The organism is Candidatus Palauibacter sp., from assembly GCF_965213655.1.
Classification (GTDB): domain Bacteria; phylum Gemmatimonadota; class Gemmatimonadetes; order Palauibacterales; family Palauibacteraceae; genus Palauibacter.
Genome location: NZ_CBDBZT010000003.1, coordinates 2,167,756 through 2,183,398 on the forward strand (window position 1 = coordinate 2,167,756; position 15,643 = coordinate 2,183,398).

The window sequence follows — 15,643 nt, forward strand, 5'->3', positions numbered from 1 at the left end:
CGGGAGGTTCATGAGCATCAACGCTTGAAGTAGACGGGTTCGGTCGGCAGCGCGTCGACATCGACGATCCTGCCGGCGGCCATGACGACCGACTGTTTCCGGATGTTCGTGATGTCGGCGAGCGGGTCGGCGTCGAGCACGAGGAGGTCGGCGAGCTTGCCGACTTCGATCGTGCCGAATTCGTCGAGCGCGCCGGCCGCGATGGCGCCGTTGCGGGTGCCGGCGACGATCGCCTCGCCCGGCGTCATCCCCAGTTCGACGAGACCCTCGATGGCGAGGATCGTCCCGATGCCGGGTTCCTGCCAGATGGGCTTGGGCGCGCGTCCGTATTCCGGCGCCACGCCCGCATAGTTGTCCGTGCCGAGGGAGGTAATGCACCCGCCGTCGACGAGCTTCTGCGCGTTCAGGCGGCGCATCTCCATCCCGTATCCCAACGCCCGCTGCTCGCGGCGAATCTGATAGCTCGTCTTCTCGCGCTCGACGGGACGCCGCAGCCGGCCCCACTCGCGCGCCTGCGCGCCCTCCGCTTCGCGGGCCAGTCGTTCCTCGGCCGCCGCCCGGTTCGCCAGGTGGTTCTCCCATGCGGGGCCGGTGAACGTGTTCACCAGCATCGAGCACACGATGCCGCGGTCCACGATCTGCTGCACGAGAGCGTCCGACATCTCGCGGTTCGCGAGCACTTCCGGGTGCTGGATGAGGTCGATTCCCGCCTCCACCGAGAGCCGCAGTCCTTCGGGATTCGTGGAATGGGTCTCCGCGATCAGGCCGCGCGCGTGCGTCTCCTCGACGATCACCCGCTGGGCCTCCGGCGAGAAGCCGATCAGGGTGGGGAACGACCAGTGACTCGTCCCTCCGTACTTCAGGAAGTCCACACCCTTGTCGAGGTACTCGCGGATCCTCGTCCGCAGTTCCTCGGGATACAGGTCCATCAGATCCTCGCCCGCGCCCTGGGCGATGTGGTCGGAGAACTGTTCCTCGTAGAGCGAGAGATCGTCCTCCGGAATGAGGGCGAAGGTGATCGAATAGGGTCCGCCCCAGCCCACGATGTTGCCGGCGACCTGGAGCCGTGGCCCGATCGCCTTGCCCGAGGCGATGGCGTCGCGCACCTGCTGGAGTTCCGGGAGCGCGCCGTAGCTGTCGCGGAGGTGGGTGACGCCGAACTTGAGGTGCATCTGCGCGGCTTCGAGCGTGAGTTCGGGCCCCATCAACCGGTAGAAGACGGAACTCTCCTTCCGGTCCTTGTTCCCTCCGCCGTAGAGGGAGATGTGGACGTTCGTGTCCACGAAGCCGGGGGTCACGAACTTGCCGGCGCCATCGATCACGTTCGCGCCCGCTGGAACCTCGACCTCCGAGCGCAACCCGGCGGCGGTGATGCGGTCGCCCTCCACGACGACTGTGGCATCGGCGAGAGGGGGGCCGCCGTTCCCGTCGATAAGGGTCGCGCCGACGATGGCGGTCGTCTGGCCCAGCAGCGTCCCGCCGCTCGGGACGAGGATGACGAGGGTGGCCAGCGCGGCGGAGACGGAGAGAGCGCGGCGGGCTGCGCGGAACATGCGGGACCTCCTCGTTTCAGCGGGGCGTGCGTCGGTTGAGACTAACAGCTTGCTCGGCTCGCGAGTAGCCGCCCGCCGCAACGGAGACGCCGTCGGTTGGCAGGGCGGGACAGTCCGCGTTAGGCTGTCGCATCCTGCCCCATCCTGAACTCCGATAGGGGAATGACACGGAATCGGCGGGCAAGACGACGAAGGGTGACTACAGGCGAGAGATAATGGCGACGATCACAACCAGGTTCCCCGTCCGACACGTCGAGCGTTCGCGGCTCGACTCCGTCGACTTCGACAACCTTCCGTTCGGCTCGATCTGGTCGGACCACATGTTCGTGGCCGACAACATCGACGGCGAGTGGAGCGGCCCGGAGATCCGGCCCTACGGCCCGATCCCGATGTATCCGAGTTCCAAGGGGCTCCAGTACGCCGTCTCGATGTTCGAGGGGTTCAAGGCGCATATGACCCCCGAGGGCGACCTCGTGGTCTTTCGGCCGGACATGAACCAGAAGCGGTTCAACCGCACGGCGACCCGGTTCGTGATGCCGGAACTCCCGAAGGATCTGTTCTTCGACGCGATGCGGGAATTGCTCGAAGTCGACCGCGGCTGGCTTCCGACCGCCGAACAGGGCGCGCTCTACATCCGCCCCAGCTACTTCAGCACGGACCCGACGCTCAGCGTCGTGTCGGGGCGCTCGTTCCGCTATGTCCTCATGACGACGCCCGTCGGTCTTTATTTCACGGGGGCGCAGACGGTGAGTCTCGTGACGACGCGGAAGTTCGTACGGGCGTTCCCCGGAGGGACCGGCGGTCACAAGCCGGCCGCGAACTACGGACCCACCATGCTGGCCGCCCAGGAAGCGCAGAGGCAAGGATACGACAACGTGATCTGGCTCGACGGGCACGAAGGCCGGTACGTCGAGGAATGCGGCGTGATGAACATGTGGTTCGTCATCGATGGCACCGCGATCACGCCGCCGCTGGAAGGCACGATCCTTCCCGGAGTCACGCGCGCCTCGCTGATTCGGTTGTGCGCGGATTTCGGGATCCCGTGCGAGGAACGTCGCATCTCCGTCGATGAACTCCTGGAGGCGCACGCCGCCGGGACGTTCGAGGAGGCCTTCGGCTCCGGGACGGCCGCCACGGTCCAGCCTATCGACCGCCTCGGCCTCGAGGGGACGGATGTCGTGCTGCCGCAGCGCCCCGACTCTCTTGCGTCACGGCTCAAGGCGGAACTCCACGGGATACAGACGGGACGGGTAGAAGATCGCCACGGGTGGCTGTGGCGGCCCTAGCGGAGGGGACGTAGGCGTGTCGTCAGATCCCCCGTTCAAGACCACGCTGTCGATCAAACCGGCTGCGCGCACGGACTTCATCGACGTGCAGGCGAAGCTGGCCGAGGAGTTCGGATCCGAATTCGGCCGGTATCCGAAGGCCCTCTACATCTCCCATCACACGACGGCGGGATACCTGGATCAGCGGCTCGCTCAGCGCCTCGAACACGACGCGGAGAAGGTGCGGGAGTACATCAAGGTCTTCCACGAAGTGTTTCCGCCCAACGCCGGCTACGAGCACGATGAACTCGAGCTGCGAACGGAGCTGTCGGACGAACAGAAGGCCACGGAGCCGGAGAACGCGGACTCGCACCTGACGTTCATCAGCGCCGGACTCCAGAGCGCAACCTCGTACGACAACGACGCAGGGCGGCCGGTCTGGTTCGTCGATCTCGACGGCGTGCACAGGGGCGGCACCCGCGATCGGCGGACGACGGTCGTGGGCTACGGGTCGGAGGAAGTCGTGGCCCACGCCCGTCTGAGCGCCGAAGCATCTCCGCGGTCGATCGATGCCCTCGACCTCCGGGAGCCCGGCTCCGGCTTCGTCGACCGCCTGGAGAACCTGGTCGAGGAACACGGGGTTTCGTACGGACGGCTCGATGTTTCCCTGGCACCCGAGGAGACGGACGCCAGCCTGACGGTAAACGAGTACGAGCCGCTGCTGATGAAGAACGATCTGCGCGGGGCGCTTCTGAGCCCCCTGCGGTTCATGGCCGATCAGAGCAGGCAGGTCTTGAGAACGCCGCTGTCGCTACCGGGGAAGGCGCTCCGGCTACCCGGGAAGGCGCTGCGCCTGTCGGGGAAGGCGATTCACGTCGCCAGGATGGGAACGACCGTGCTGCGAACCTCTCCCGGACCGGTGCTCGACACGGCCACGGTTGAGGCGGTCCACATCCTCAATTGGGCGCTCGAGCGGATGGGAGTGGACGAATCCGTCATCGCGCGGGTGCTGAACCGGGCGCTGGCGCTTCCGGTCGGCCGTTTCCAGGGCCTCCGGCGGGAGGTCAGCCTCCCCGTAATCCACCGCGACGGCGAGGGTAAAGGCGAGATCCCCTGGGGGACGTACCAGAGCCCGATCCTGATCCAGTGGCGGGCACCGAAGGGAGCGACGCGCGAACTGGACGTGAAGCTGGTCCGCTTCGCCTAGATGAGGGAGCGGCCCTGGGAACCATCCACCGCGATGCAGGCGCCCGTAATCAGGCTTGCCCGCTCCGACGCCAGGAACGTAACGACGTCCGCCACCTCGTCGGCGCGCCCGAAGCGCCCCAGCGGCAGGTTGGCCTCCACGAATTCCCGCATCCCCTCGGGATCGGCCTTCACCCGCTTGTCCCAGCTCCCGCCGGGGAACTGGATGGAGCCGGGCGCAACGCAGTTCACGCGAATGGCGTCCTTGGCCAGTTCCAGCGCCATGATCCCGGCAGCCGAGATCAGCGCCGTCTTCGTCGTGTTGTAGATCGAGAGCCCCGGGCCGCCCTTTTCGCGCCCGAAGACGGAAGACACGAACACGATCGACCCGCCGCCCGCCGCCCGCATGTGGGGGATCGCGAGCCGGCTGGCCCTGAACCCCGACAGGACGTTGAGTTGGAGGATGTCCAGCCAGTCTTCGTCGCTCGTCTCCTCGAACTTCCCCCGCCGGTTGCCGCCGACGTTGTTCACGAGCACGTCCAGCGCGCCGTAGCGGCCGACTGCCGCCTCCACGAGCTGAGTGGCTCCGTCCTCCTCGGCGATATCGCAGGCCACCGTGAGGACATCCGCGACACCGTCCGCCCGCAGCGACTCGGCCGCCGCCTCGAGCGGATCACGATTGCGTGCACACAGCGCCAGCCGTGCGCCCTCCGCCCCCAGCGCCCGCGCGACATAGAGGCCGATCCCCCGGCTCCCGCCGGTGACGACCGCGACCTTGCCCTTCAGTTTCAGATCCATGCGCCGGACGCTATCCGCCGTCTCGTCCCCCCGCCAGCCGGTCGATGGGTCCACGGCCTCTTCTCACGGCATCGCCAGGGCGACCATCCGGCGGCTATTGGCGGGAGCCTAAGGCTCGGCCCTTCGCTCCCACGGGTCGAGCGTGACGAGTTCAGGGAATAACGCAAAATCGCGATCTCGCGTGAGAAGAGCTTCCACGCCGTGGGCCAGGCATAGCGCGGCAATTCGGGCATCGTGGACGAGTGGGCCGCGGATGCGCTCGCGTGTGATCAAACGCTCAAGCAGGTCGAGGAAACCGTCCGTCTCTCCCAGCAAGTGGTTGGAGGGGGACTCGGTCCAGGCGCGAATCTGGACCCAGGCTTCGTCGGGCCGTGACGCCGCGTCGTGCCAGATGCGCCGGTTCGTCACGACGCTGAAGAATTCGTAGCAGCAAGGCCAAGGGATGCCCCAATCTCGATCGCCCTCGGTCAAACCCCTGAGCATTTCGCGCGCCGACTCGTGGAGGGACGATTCTCGACGATGCGCGTACACCAGGATGTTGGTGTCTACGGCAATCACCGCGTTCCCGGATGTTTGTAGATCCGTCGCGGCTCGTAGATCATCTCGGATAGGTCCTGCCACGTGTAGGCTACCAGGGGATCTTCGTCGCCGGGGTCTCCCTGACTGCAGTCCGGCATCCGATACCTGGAAGTGGTCCGACGCGCCGAGAGTACCCGCCTCAGACCCTCTTCGACGACGGACCGAAGTGAACGCTGGTTATCCCTGGCGTACCGTTTGGCCCGAACGAGAAGCTCGCCGTGAATGTCGATGGTCGTCTTCATGACCCATACTACCCATACTGTATCGTATGGGCAAGCAATACGCCTATCGAAACGGTTCGGCGTGCGTCCCTGTTGTCTGATCAGCGGACGAACATCACTGGCCGGGTGGGGAGGGCGTCGACATCGATGACCTTCCCCTCCTTCATCACCATCGATTGCCTGCGGATGTTGTGGATGTCCTCGAGCGGGTTCGCATCGAGGAGGACGAGGTCCGCGAACTTGCCGACCTCGATCGTTCCGAAATCGTCGAGGCCGCGGGCGGCGAGGGCGCCATTGCGGGTTCCGGCCACGATGGCCTCCGACGGAGTCATCCCGAGTTCGACGAGGCCTTCGATCGCCATCAGCGTGCCGATGCCCGGTTCCTGCCAGATCGGCTTCGGTTCGCGCAGGAACTGGATGTCGGCGGCGGGGAAGTTATCCGTGCCAAGCGTGACGATGCAGCCCGCGTCGATGAGGCTCTTCGCATTCTCGCGGCGCATGGCGTCCCCATGGCCCAGAGCATTGCGCTCCCGGCGCAGCTCGAACGACGTCTTCTCCCGCTCAACGGGCCGGCGCAGCCGCCCCCACTCGGCTGAGTTCCCGGGGTCGGCCAGACGCGCCTCGGCGGCTGCGACGTCCGCGAGGTGCTGCTCCCACGCGTCGCCCGTGATCGTGTTCACAAGCATCGAGCAGATCACGCCGCGCTCGCGGATCTGCGTCAGCAACTCCTCGGAATACGGACGGCCGGCCAGGAGTTCCGGGTGCTGGATGAGGTCGATGCCCGCTTCGACGGCGAGTCGGAGGCTCTCCGGGTTGGTGGCGTGCGTTTCGGCGACGAGCCCGCGTCTGTGGGTCTCCTCCACGATCACGCGTTGAGCCTCGGGAGAGAAGCCGATCATCGTGGGGTAGGACCAGTGGCTGCTGCCCCCGTACTTCACGAAGTCGACGCCCTTGTCGAGGTAGTCGTTGATCGCGACGCGGAGCTCCTCCGGGTACATGTCCATGAGGTCCTCGCCGGCGCCCTGCGCGAGGTGGTCGGAGAACTGCTCCTCCCACAGCGACAGATCCGAGTCGGCGATCAGGGAGAAGGTGACGGAGAAAGCGCCGCCCCAGCCGACGATGTTGCCGGCGACCTGCATCCGGGGACCCACTTCTCGCCCGTCGGCGATCGCATCGCGCACCTCGATGAGTTGCGGGAGCTGGCCGTAGCTGTCGCGCAGGTGCGTCACGCCGTGCTTCAGGTGCATCTGCGCGGCCTCGAGGGCGATCTCCGCCCCGCGCTCCCAGTAGAAGACGGCATTCTCCTTCCGGTGCTTCCCGAAGCCGGCGCCGTAGAGGCTCGTGTGGACGTTCGTATCCACGAAGCCGGGGGTGAGGAACTTCCCCGCCCCGTCGATGACCCGCGCCCCATCGGGCACGGCCGTGCCGTCCCGAAGCCCCAGGGCCACGATCCGGGAGCCATCGACAACCACGGTGGCGTCCGTCATCGGATCGCCTCCGTTCCCATCGATGACCGTGGCGCCGACGATGGCGATCGTCTCCTGGCCGGCCGCGGGAGCGGCGAGCGGCGAGGCAAGGGCGAAACCAACGACCAGTGTAACGGCGAATCGACGAGTCATTCCGGCACCTCCGCATCTCGGTTTCGGCACAATCGGTGCTCCTGCCGCGACCCGTCAATCGCCGCCCGAGCACGTTCAAGGGATCTCCGGAATGCAGCACCCGTATAAATCCCGTATAAAAAGATGCTCGTGCCGAACTTGTCCCGAAATAGAGATCCCGGGGCGTGCGCGGAGCGTGTTCCCGGTTGCAGGTTCATGGAGGATCGCAATCAAGCACGAGGTGCCCTATGAAATATGCCCTGCCCCTGCTGCTCGTCCCATCGCTCACGCTCGGGTTCGCCGCGGGCGGACCGGAATCCCCGCCGCCCGCGCCGGCGGCGATGGACACCTATCCCAAGAATCGCGCGATCGATGCTCTCAACTACGCGTTCGACCTGACGCTCAGCGACAACACGGACGCCATCGTGGGCGAGGCGACGATCGATCTCCGCTTCCTCGAGGCGGGAATCGAAGGAGTCCGCTTCGACCTCATCGCGGAGCAGGCTGACGGCACGGGCATGCGCGTACATGGCGTGGCGGGCGCCGAGGGGCCGTTGGACTTCACACATGCGGACGACGCGCTGATCGTCTCCCTGGCCCGTCCCACGGAGGCGGGCGAGCGCCGGCAGGTCGTGGTCCGTTACGAGGGGGTGCCGGCCACCGGTCTCATCATCGGACCCAATAAGCATGGCGACCGGACCTTCTTCAGCGACAACTGGCCCAACAAGGCCAGGAACTGGCTGCCGACGGTCGATCACCCGTACGACAAGGCCACGAACGAACTCATCGTCACGGCGCCGGCCCACTACCAGGTCATCTCCAACGGGTTGCTCATCGAGGAGACCGACCTCCTGGACGGCACGCGCCGCTCGCACTGGAAGCAGTCGGTCCCGATCGCGACCTGGCTGTACGCGCTCGGGGCGGCCCGCTTCGCCGTGCAAACGGTGGACTACTACAACGGGGTGCCGATCCAGACCTGGGTCTACGCGCAGGATCGCGACGCCGGCTTCCATGACTTCGCGGTGCCGACGAAGCAGGCGATGGAGTTCTACGGCGACATGGTCGGTCCCTACTCCTACGAGAAGCTGGCGAACGTGCAGTCGAACAGCGTCGGGGGCGGAATGGAGGCCGCGACCGCGATCTTCTACGGCGACGAGTCGGTCACGGGCGAACGGGATGTGCGCTGGCGAAACGTGATCATCCACGAGGTGGCGCATCAGTGGTTCGGGAACGCCGTCACCGAATACGACTGGGATGACGTCTGGTTGAGTGAAGGCTTCGCGACCTACTTCACGCTCCTCTTCATCGAACATCAATACGGGCGCGACGAGTTCATCGAGCGATTGAAGGTGAGCCGCGACCGGATCCGCGACTTCATGGCTGAGAACCCGGACTACCGGATCGTGCACGACAATATCTCCGACATGAGTCGGGTGACGAGCGGTCCGGGCACGTACCAGAAGGGCTCCTGGGTGCTGCACATGCTGCGCGGGGTCGTCGGCGAGGACGCATTCTGGGCCGGGATCCAGGCGTACTACCGGGAGTTCCAGGACCGGAACGCGACCACGGCGGATTTCCGGCGGGCGATGGAGGAGGCGTCAGGCCTCGACCTGCGGGCGTTCTTCGACCAGTGGCTTTACGGCGGCGGATGGCTGGAGTACGAGGGCGGCTGGAGCTACGATGCGGCGGCCGGTGCGGTCCACATCGACATCCGGCAGACGCAGGACGAACGCTACACGTTCCGCATGCCGGTGGAGGTCGCGATCCACCTTCCCCCGGATGGCCCGCTCGAGGGCGGAGTGCACGGGGCGACCCGGCCACCCCGAATCGAAGTCATCGAGGTCGACGGGCGACAGGGCCGGTTCACGATCCCCGTTCCGGCGGAGCCGCTCGATGTCGTCTTTGACCCGAACACGCGACTCCTGATGGATGTGGCCTTCGATCGTCGGTAGGTGCGGGGCTTTCGCCACAGCCGCTGGACGCGGGGCGTGGACTAGCCGGCCGCGGGCGCGCCGCCGGACGCTTGCACGGAGTCCGGCGCATGGGCCAGCTTTGACGCCGCATTGACTCGCTCCTGGAGGGGACGCTCCACTTGGGCATAGATCGACGGGAGTTCCTGAAGAGCGCGACGGCCGGAGCGGCTGCCGCCGGGCTGTCGCTCGGCGGCTCATCCCCGCTCATCGGCGCACCGCCGCCTCCACGCTCGACTCCGGTGCGACGGCCCGACGGCCAGCCCCCCGACATCGTCGTGATCGGGGCCGGGAGCTTCGGTATCTGGACCGCGCTCAACCTCGTTCGGCTCGGAGCCACCGTGACCGTGCTCGACGCCTACGGTCCAGGCAACTCGCGCTCCACCTCCGGCGGGGAAACGCGCGGCGTTCGGTCCTCCTACGGCGGACGCCCCGAGGGCTTCGTCTGGAATCGCTGGGCGAACGAGGCCATCCGTCGCTGGATTCAGTGGGATGAAGAGGGACAGGAACTTCTTCTGCCGCGCGTCTTCTACCAGACCGGCGATCTCATCCTGCGCGAGGAGATGGTCCCCTATGTCGAAGACACGATGGACCAGTGGGACCGGCTCGGCGTCGACTACGAGTTGCTCGACGTGGACGAGATCAACTACCGCTGGCCCTGGATCCGGACGGAGGAGGGGGTCTCCCTCGGGCTCCACGAACCCAACGCGGGCGTCGTGCGGGCGCGGCGGGCGATCGAGTCCGTGGCCAAGCGCTTCGAGATGGAGGGCGGCGAGATCCGGATCGCGCGCGCGGCGCTCGGAGGGGCGGACGGTCGCCGGCTGAACGACGTGACCCTCGGCGGCGACGAGTCGCTGGCGGCCTCGACGTTCGTGTTCGCCGTCGGGCCCTGGATCGGGAAGACGTTCCCGGAACTGTTCGGGGACCGCGTCCGCATCCCGGTCGGCAACGTGTTCTACTTCGCGGTGCCGGATCAGCGCTTCATGTTCCCCAACATGCCGAGCTACGGCGTGCCGGGGTGTACGGGGTGGCCCGCGCTCGGGCCGGACCACCGCGGCTTCCGGGTGCGGGTGGGCGGCCAGGCCGGCGACGACCCGGACACGAGCGACCGCTGGGTGCCTCCCGAGGCGCACGAGCGGCCGCGCCAGATCCTCGAGCGCTACTTCCCGGACATGGTCGGCGCGGCGATCAACGAGACGCGCGCCTGCCACTACTGCTTCGGTCCCAGCCGCAACTTCCTCGTCGACCGGCACCCGGACTTCGACAACGTGTGGCTCGCGGGACTGGGTACGGCCGAATCCTTCAAGCAGGGACCCGTGCTCGGCGAGTACATCGCGAAGCGCGTCCTGGAAATCGAGAACGACCCGGAACTGGCCGAACAGTTCAAGCTTTCGCTCGAAACGCCGGAAGGCGGGGAGCGCGTGCGGGAGCTCGACCCGGATTCGGAGGACCTCGGCGGTTGAAGATGCGACCACCCCTCGTGACGGCCGCGCTGTTGACGGTCGCCGTCGCGGGCGGCGGGTGCTACGGCCCCCTCCGGCTCACCCCCTCCGACCACGCCACGGTCCTCGCCGAACAGCAACTCGAGGCCGAGCATCCGGCAGCCCCGGGGCCGTACGAGGTACGGCGGCTCTACTACGGGAGCGGGACGGACAGGCGCCGGCCCGAGTACCGGGACTCCGTGTCGCTCGTGACGGAGACCGTGGATGCCTCGAAGCTCGTGTCGCTCGGCGCGACGGCGAAGGAACGGAACGGCTACTGGGGCTTCACGCCGAAGGAGTTCCCGATCAACGGCCGCGCCTGGTATCCCGAGGGCGAGCCCAGGGATGGTCGCCCGTTCCCGCTGGTCCTCATCGTCCACGGGAACCACGACATGAAGGACTTCTCCGACCCCGGGTACGGCTATCTCGGCGAGTTGCTCGCCAGCCGGGGCTACGTGTTCGCCTCCGTCGACATGAACTTCATCAACGGCGGCATCCGCAACGAGAACGACGGGCGGGGGTGGTTCCTCCTCAAACACATCGACGCCTTCAAGGAATTCGCGGCGGACGAAGACACCCCCTTCTTCGGGAAGATCGACTTCGACCGCATCGCCCTCATCGGGCACTCGCGCGGCGGTGAAGCGGTGGGACACGCGGCGGCCTTCAACCGGCTGTCGCGATACCCGGACGACGCCTCGCTCGAGTTCGACTTCAACCACGGGATCCGCGGCATCATCGCGATCGCCCCGGTCGACGGCCAGTACTTGCCCACGGGTCGGCTCGCGCCGGTCGAGAACGTGAATTACATGGTGTTCCACGGCTCGCACGACGGGGACGTCACGAGCTTTCACGGACTCCGACTGTACAACCGGCTCGAGTTCAGCGACGGCGGGGACTACTTCAAGACCGCCATCTACATGTACCGGGCGAATCACGGGCAGTGGAACACGGTGTGGGGGAACAAGGACAACGGCCCGCGCAGCGCCCGGAGGCTCGACCTGCGAGGACTCATCGACGGCGAAGCGCAACGGGAGTTCGCGGAGATCTACATCTCGGCCTTCCTCGAGACGGTGCTGCGCGACGATCCGAACTACATGCCGATGTTCCGGGATCACCGCGCGATCGGCGGCTGGCTGCCCGAGACGATGTACATCACGCAGTTCGAATCGAGCAGCTTCCGGCCGCTGGCCACGTTCGAGGAGGATATCGACGTCACGACCGGGACGGCGCACCGCGTGACGCTCCGGGGCGATTCTCTGGGCGTGTGGCGCGAGGAACTGCTCGATCTCCGGTCGCGGAACCGTCCCACGACATCCAGTTCACAGGAGAACAACGCGCTCCGCCTGGGATGGAACAACCGCGTCGCCGGCGACGAAGGGACCGTCGGGGCGCCCGCGAGTTACACCCTGTCGCTTCCCGTCGGGCTTGGGTCCGAGTGGGGGCTCGGGGGGACTTCTCGGCTGGATCTCCAGCTCGGGGCCGTGGAGGGCCGGCCGGCGCCGCGACGCCCCGAGGGCGAGGACGAGAACCAGGAGCCTTCCCGCGCCGGAGGAGATGACGACGAGACCGCGCGAGGAGGGACCGCGCGTGGCGAGGGCGACCGGGATGATGAGGAAGAACCAGTGGATCTGTCGGTCGTACTCACCGATGTGGACGGCGAGTCGGCGAGCGTGCGGCTGTCGGACTACGGGCCCATCCGCCGACCCCTCGAGACCGCGGTGCGGCGCCGCAACGACGCCGAGTCCTTCGACAACCAGTGGGAGTTGGTGCTCCAGTCGTTTTCGATCCCGCTCGCGGATCTGGTCGAGGCCAACCCCGACTTCGATCCGGCCCGGCCCCGGGAGATCCGTCTCCTCTTCGACCGGGCGGAGGCCGGGACCGTCGTTGTAGACGACATCGGCTTTTCCGTAGGGCGGTCCGACCGTTGAACGGAGCCGACGCCCGATCGGCCGGCTCCGTCACCCGCGAACTCGGCCAGCGCGAGCATGAGGGCAAACCCGTGCATGCGCTGGTGGCGGCGCGGGTGATTGGCGCGGGTCGGGAGGAGCTGTGGGACGCCCTCACGAACGCGGCCCGGATCCCGAAGTGGTTCCTGCCGATTTCCGGCGACCTGCGCGCCGGGGGCAGCTACCAACTGGAGGGAAATGCGGGCGGCGAGATCATCGCGTGTGAAGCGCCGGGGCGCTTCGCCCTGACGTGGCGCATGCACGGAGACGTCAGCTGGGTGACGGTGACGCTTCTGGAACTGCGGGAGGGCTACACGGAGGTGCGCCTCGAACACCTCGCGCAGTTCCCGGCGGATTTCTGGGAGGAGTTCGGGCCGGGCGCGGTCGGTATCGGCTGGGACATGGCACTGTTCGGCCTCGACGAGCATTTCTCCCCGGCCCCGGCGGTCGTCCCGGAGACGGCGGAGGCGTGGATCACCTCGGAGAAAGGGAAGGACTTCACTCGCCGGAGCAGCGCTGCGTGGTGTGAAGCCTCCATCGCCCTCGGCACCGACGCCGCAGCGGCGCGCGCTGCTGCAGATCGGGTGACCGCCTTCTACACGGGCGAAGACGCGACCTGATCGGAGCCGACTGTCAGCCCGTGAACTCCAGGCGCTGGAGACGGGGGGCGATTCGGCGAACCACGAGCCAGGGCGTCATGGCGTTCGCGATAACCAGCACCGCGATGGTCGCGGCGGTGCTGGCGTACGCGGCGCGCAGGGGGAGGGGGAGCAGCGCGATCAGGATCCCGGAGATCACCATCGCCGCGAACACGCCGGCGCTGAAGCCGCCCTTGGCGGGTGGCTCGGAGAAGGGGAGGCGCGGCGCCAGCAGCAGTCTCAGCTGAATCATCAGGTTGGAGACCAGCCCCAGAACTCCGGCGTGCGCGACCGCGTGCAGCACATCCCCGAAGGACCACACGAAGATCCCGCCGAGGATCGCCAGGTACGGGATAAGTACGAACAGCGCGATACAGTGACCCGCACCGGTGACGAGTCTCGCGCGGTCCACCGGGAAAGCGAAGAAGATCCAGCCGGCACGAAAGGAATCGCTGCGGAAGAGGCTCTCCAGCAACATTTGCGGCCCGCCGATCGCCACGAAGTGGATCATCCAGAGGCCACCGGCTCCGAACCCCAACTCGACGAACGGGTCGGGCAGCGACCCTTCGCGCAGTGACAGATAGACATAGAGCAGCGTCATCGGAACGATGCTCAACACGGTCAGCCGGAAGTTCCTGTCGTGTCTGAAGTTGCCCTTCATCAACGTAGTCACTGCCCGCAACTCCACGGGGAATCGGCGCCTCGCGGAGCGCCTTGATGAGACCTTGCTGCGGTCGGGCTCGGAGGCGGTGAGCAGGGCACCCATCCGCTCGGCGTAGGAGAGCGACAGCCGCTGGCCCACAATGTAGAAGAGACCGACGGTACTCCCGGCCGCGGTCAGGACGGCGAGCACTCCCGTCACGCTCCACTCCCCGTGGACCAGCGGCAGGACGCTGGCAAACCAGGCGGCGGGAAGAGCATACAGGGCGGGAGAGGTGCCGACCTCCACCGCTACCAGCCAATCCTCCAATTCGCCCAGCAGCAGCGGCGCGGCGACGACGCTCGTCACGAGCAACACCTGCATGTACGAGAGGATGCGGTCGAATCGGGCCGGCCGAACGGCGCGGAGGAGTCCTGCGTAGACGGACACGATGGCGAGGGTTGTCCAGGCAACGGTGGCGGCCACGATCACGGGGAACAGCACGCCGGCCAAGAGGCCGTACCTGACCATGAAGAATATCCACGTGGGTCCCGCGACGAGGGCGCCGATGATTCCCGAGTAGAGGAGGACGTTCGTGAGCTTGACGAGAAAATACGTGCGCGATGAGATGGGTTGATGGGCGAGAACATCGTAGTCGGTCGGTGAAATGACGACGGATCGAAACTCGATGAGAATGACCATCGCCACTACGAGTCCTACCATGCTCAACGACCACACGGCGGACAGAAAGAGATCCGGGAGCACCAGGGCCACGCCAAGCGCGTAGAGGCCGAAAAAGCCATACAAGAGTGCCCCCAGCCACGGCCTGGAGGCCGCCGCGGACGACCCCATCTGCATGGCCGAGGCGGATCGGAAGTCCGTCTTCAGCGTCACGCGCGTGAGCACCCGCCACTGGGCGTAATCCGCCCCGAGCCCCTCGACGAGGCGTGCCGCAAGCTTCACGCCGGACCCTTGGCGGAGTCCCGGGTGCCGGCAGCCGGGACGGAGCCCTCGAGTGCTCGAAGGAGGTCTCGGGTGACGTCTCCGGCATCCCTCACACCTGTGAGCCGGGCGAACGCCTCCTCGAGGCTCTTTGCGCCTGCCTCGGCGGCGATGCGGCCCGGATCGCCCTCGATGATCTTTCGGCCATCGTTGACGATCACGATGCGCGTGCAGACTCGCTCCACGACTTCAAGGATGTGCGAGCAGAAGAGGATCGTCCGTCCCTTTGCGGCAAGTTCGCGCAGGAGTTGCTTGACGACGAGCGCGGCGTTCGCGTCGATCCCGCTCAGGGGCTCATCGAGGAACAGCACCTCCGGGTTGCCCAGCAACGCGGCGCTGATCAGGACCTTCTGCCGCATCCCCTTCGAGTGTCCGACCAGACGCCGGTCCCGCGCATCGAGAACGTCGAAGAGATCCAGAAACTCGTTGATCTTCCGATCCGCGCGCTCTCCATCGATACCCCTCAGGTTCGCCACCATTGTCAGGTATTCGCCGGCGGTCAGCGTCTCGTACAACGCACCGGCCTCCGGGACGTAGCCGAGCCGGCGCTTGACCTCCAACGGGTCCTGCTCGACATCGAAGCCGGCCACCGACGCGGAACCGCTCGTCGGCTTGATCATGCACGTGAGGATCTTCACGGTCGTCGTCTTGCCGGCTCCGTTGGGCCCCAGCAAGCCCAGGATCTCCCCGGGTTCGACGCGAAGATCGAGATCCTCGACCGCCTTCGTCTTCCCGAAGTGTCGCGTCAGACCGCGGGTCTCGATCAA

The 15,643-nt window shown here is 66.8% G+C and carries 13 protein-coding genes; 6 read left to right on the top strand and 7 right to left on the bottom strand.

From position 1 onward, the window contains the following. Positions 1 to 17: 17 nt before the first annotated feature. A complete protein-coding gene (locus ACOOGH_RS11775; RefSeq protein WP_420449094.1) occupies positions 18 to 1,553 on the bottom strand; it encodes an amidohydrolase family protein in 1,536 nt (511 codons plus the stop codon). A 215-nt stretch (positions 1,554 to 1,768) separates the two neighbouring features. Between ACOOGH_RS11775 and ACOOGH_RS11780 the strand changes: the two genes are divergently transcribed. Next, positions 1,769 to 2,839 carry a branched-chain amino acid aminotransferase gene (locus tag ACOOGH_RS11780; protein WP_420449095.1) on the top strand — a complete coding sequence of 357 codons (1,071 nt, stop codon included), beginning with the start codon at positions 1,769 to 1,771 and terminating at the stop codon, positions 2,837 to 2,839. A 16-nt stretch (positions 2,840 to 2,855) separates the two neighbouring features. Then, on the top strand, positions 2,856 to 4,025 hold the full coding sequence (locus tag ACOOGH_RS11785; RefSeq protein WP_420449096.1) for a hypothetical protein: 1,170 nt from the start codon (positions 2,856 to 2,858) through the stop codon (positions 4,023 to 4,025). Here ACOOGH_RS11785 and ACOOGH_RS11790 read toward each other — a convergent pair. From ACOOGH_RS11790 to ACOOGH_RS11805, 4 genes are all read right to left on the bottom strand, one after another. Then, positions 4,022 to 4,801, bottom strand: a complete 780-nt coding sequence (locus ACOOGH_RS11790) for an SDR family NAD(P)-dependent oxidoreductase (RefSeq protein ID WP_420449097.1) — start codon at positions 4,799 to 4,801, stop codon at positions 4,022 to 4,024. The two genes, ACOOGH_RS11785 and ACOOGH_RS11790, sit on opposite strands and share 4 nt — an antisense overlap. Before the next feature lie 108 nt (positions 4,802 to 4,909). Then, positions 4,910 to 5,359 carry a type II toxin-antitoxin system VapC family toxin gene (locus ACOOGH_RS11795; protein WP_420449098.1) on the bottom strand — a complete coding sequence of 150 codons (450 nt, stop codon included), beginning with the start codon at positions 5,357 to 5,359 and terminating at the stop codon, positions 4,910 to 4,912. After that, on the bottom strand, positions 5,356 to 5,622 hold the full coding sequence (locus ACOOGH_RS11800) for a hypothetical protein (RefSeq protein WP_420449099.1): 267 nt from the start codon (positions 5,620 to 5,622) through the stop codon (positions 5,356 to 5,358). Before ACOOGH_RS11800 ends, ACOOGH_RS11795 begins: the two co-directional genes overlap by 4 nt. 80 nt (positions 5,623 to 5,702) lie before the next feature. Continuing rightward, complete coding sequence (locus ACOOGH_RS11805; RefSeq protein ID WP_420449100.1) at positions 5,703 to 7,220, bottom strand: amidohydrolase family protein; 1,518 nt, start codon at positions 7,218 to 7,220, stop codon at positions 5,703 to 5,705. A gap of 227 nt (positions 7,221 to 7,447) precedes the next feature. Between ACOOGH_RS11805 and ACOOGH_RS11810 the strand changes: the two genes are divergently transcribed. The 4 genes from ACOOGH_RS11810 (at position 7,448) to ACOOGH_RS11825 (ending at position 13,216) form a co-directional block, all read left to right on the top strand. Further along, the gene (locus ACOOGH_RS11810; protein ID WP_420449101.1) at positions 7,448 to 9,151 is read left to right on the top strand and encodes a M1 family metallopeptidase; all 1,704 of its coding nucleotides are present in this window, start codon (positions 7,448 to 7,450) and stop codon (positions 9,149 to 9,151) included. A gap of 140 nt (positions 9,152 to 9,291) precedes the next feature. Next, on the top strand, positions 9,292 to 10,632 hold the full coding sequence (locus ACOOGH_RS11815; RefSeq protein WP_420449102.1) for an NAD(P)/FAD-dependent oxidoreductase: 1,341 nt from the start codon (positions 9,292 to 9,294) through the stop codon (positions 10,630 to 10,632). Positions 10,633 to 10,634: 2 nt separating this feature from the next. After that, positions 10,635 to 12,578, top strand: coding sequence for an alpha/beta hydrolase family protein (locus tag ACOOGH_RS11820; protein WP_420449103.1), 1,944 nt, complete (start codon positions 10,635 to 10,637; stop codon positions 12,576 to 12,578). Beyond that, entirely contained in the window at positions 12,575 to 13,216 is a 642-nt protein-coding gene (locus ACOOGH_RS11825; RefSeq protein WP_420449104.1) for an SRPBCC domain-containing protein, read from the top strand. The genes ACOOGH_RS11820 and ACOOGH_RS11825 overlap by 4 nt, the downstream gene beginning before the upstream one ends. Before the next feature lie 13 nt (positions 13,217 to 13,229). Here the strand turns inward: ACOOGH_RS11825 and ACOOGH_RS11830 are convergent, their stop codons facing one another. Together ACOOGH_RS11830 and ACOOGH_RS11835 are read right to left on the bottom strand one after the other, a co-directional pair. Continuing rightward, complete coding sequence (locus tag ACOOGH_RS11830; RefSeq protein ID WP_420449105.1) at positions 13,230 to 14,837, bottom strand: hypothetical protein; 1,608 nt, start codon at positions 14,835 to 14,837, stop codon at positions 13,230 to 13,232. Next, the gene (locus ACOOGH_RS11835; RefSeq protein ID WP_420449106.1) at positions 14,834 to 15,643 is read right to left on the bottom strand and encodes an ABC transporter ATP-binding protein; all 810 of its coding nucleotides are present in this window, start codon (positions 15,641 to 15,643) and stop codon (positions 14,834 to 14,836) included. Before ACOOGH_RS11835 ends, ACOOGH_RS11830 begins: the two co-directional genes overlap by 4 nt.

What these genes read in the sequence shown, in the direction of transcription:
- ACOOGH_RS11810 (WP_420449101.1), top strand. Translation starts at nt 7,448, where the DNA reads ATGAAATATGCCCTGCCCCTGCTGCTCGTCCCATCGCTCACGCTCGGG.
- ACOOGH_RS11800 (WP_420449099.1), bottom strand. Translation starts at nt 5,622, where the DNA reads ATGAAGACGACCATCGACATTCACGGCGAGCTTCTCGTTCGGGCCAAA.
- ACOOGH_RS11820 (WP_420449103.1), top strand. Translation starts at nt 10,635, where the DNA reads ATGCGACCACCCCTCGTGACGGCCGCGCTGTTGACGGTCGCCGTCGCG.
- ACOOGH_RS11775 (WP_420449094.1), bottom strand. Translation starts at nt 1,553, where the DNA reads ATGTTCCGCGCAGCCCGCCGCGCTCTCTCCGTCTCCGCCGCGCTGGCC.
- ACOOGH_RS11790 (WP_420449097.1), bottom strand. Translation starts at nt 4,801, where the DNA reads ATGGATCTGAAACTGAAGGGCAAGGTCGCGGTCGTCACCGGCGGGAGC.
- ACOOGH_RS11780 (WP_420449095.1), top strand. Translation starts at nt 1,769, where the DNA reads ATGGCGACGATCACAACCAGGTTCCCCGTCCGACACGTCGAGCGTTCG.
- ACOOGH_RS11805 (WP_420449100.1), bottom strand. Translation starts at nt 7,220, where the DNA reads ATGACTCGTCGATTCGCCGTTACACTGGTCGTTGGTTTCGCCCTTGCC.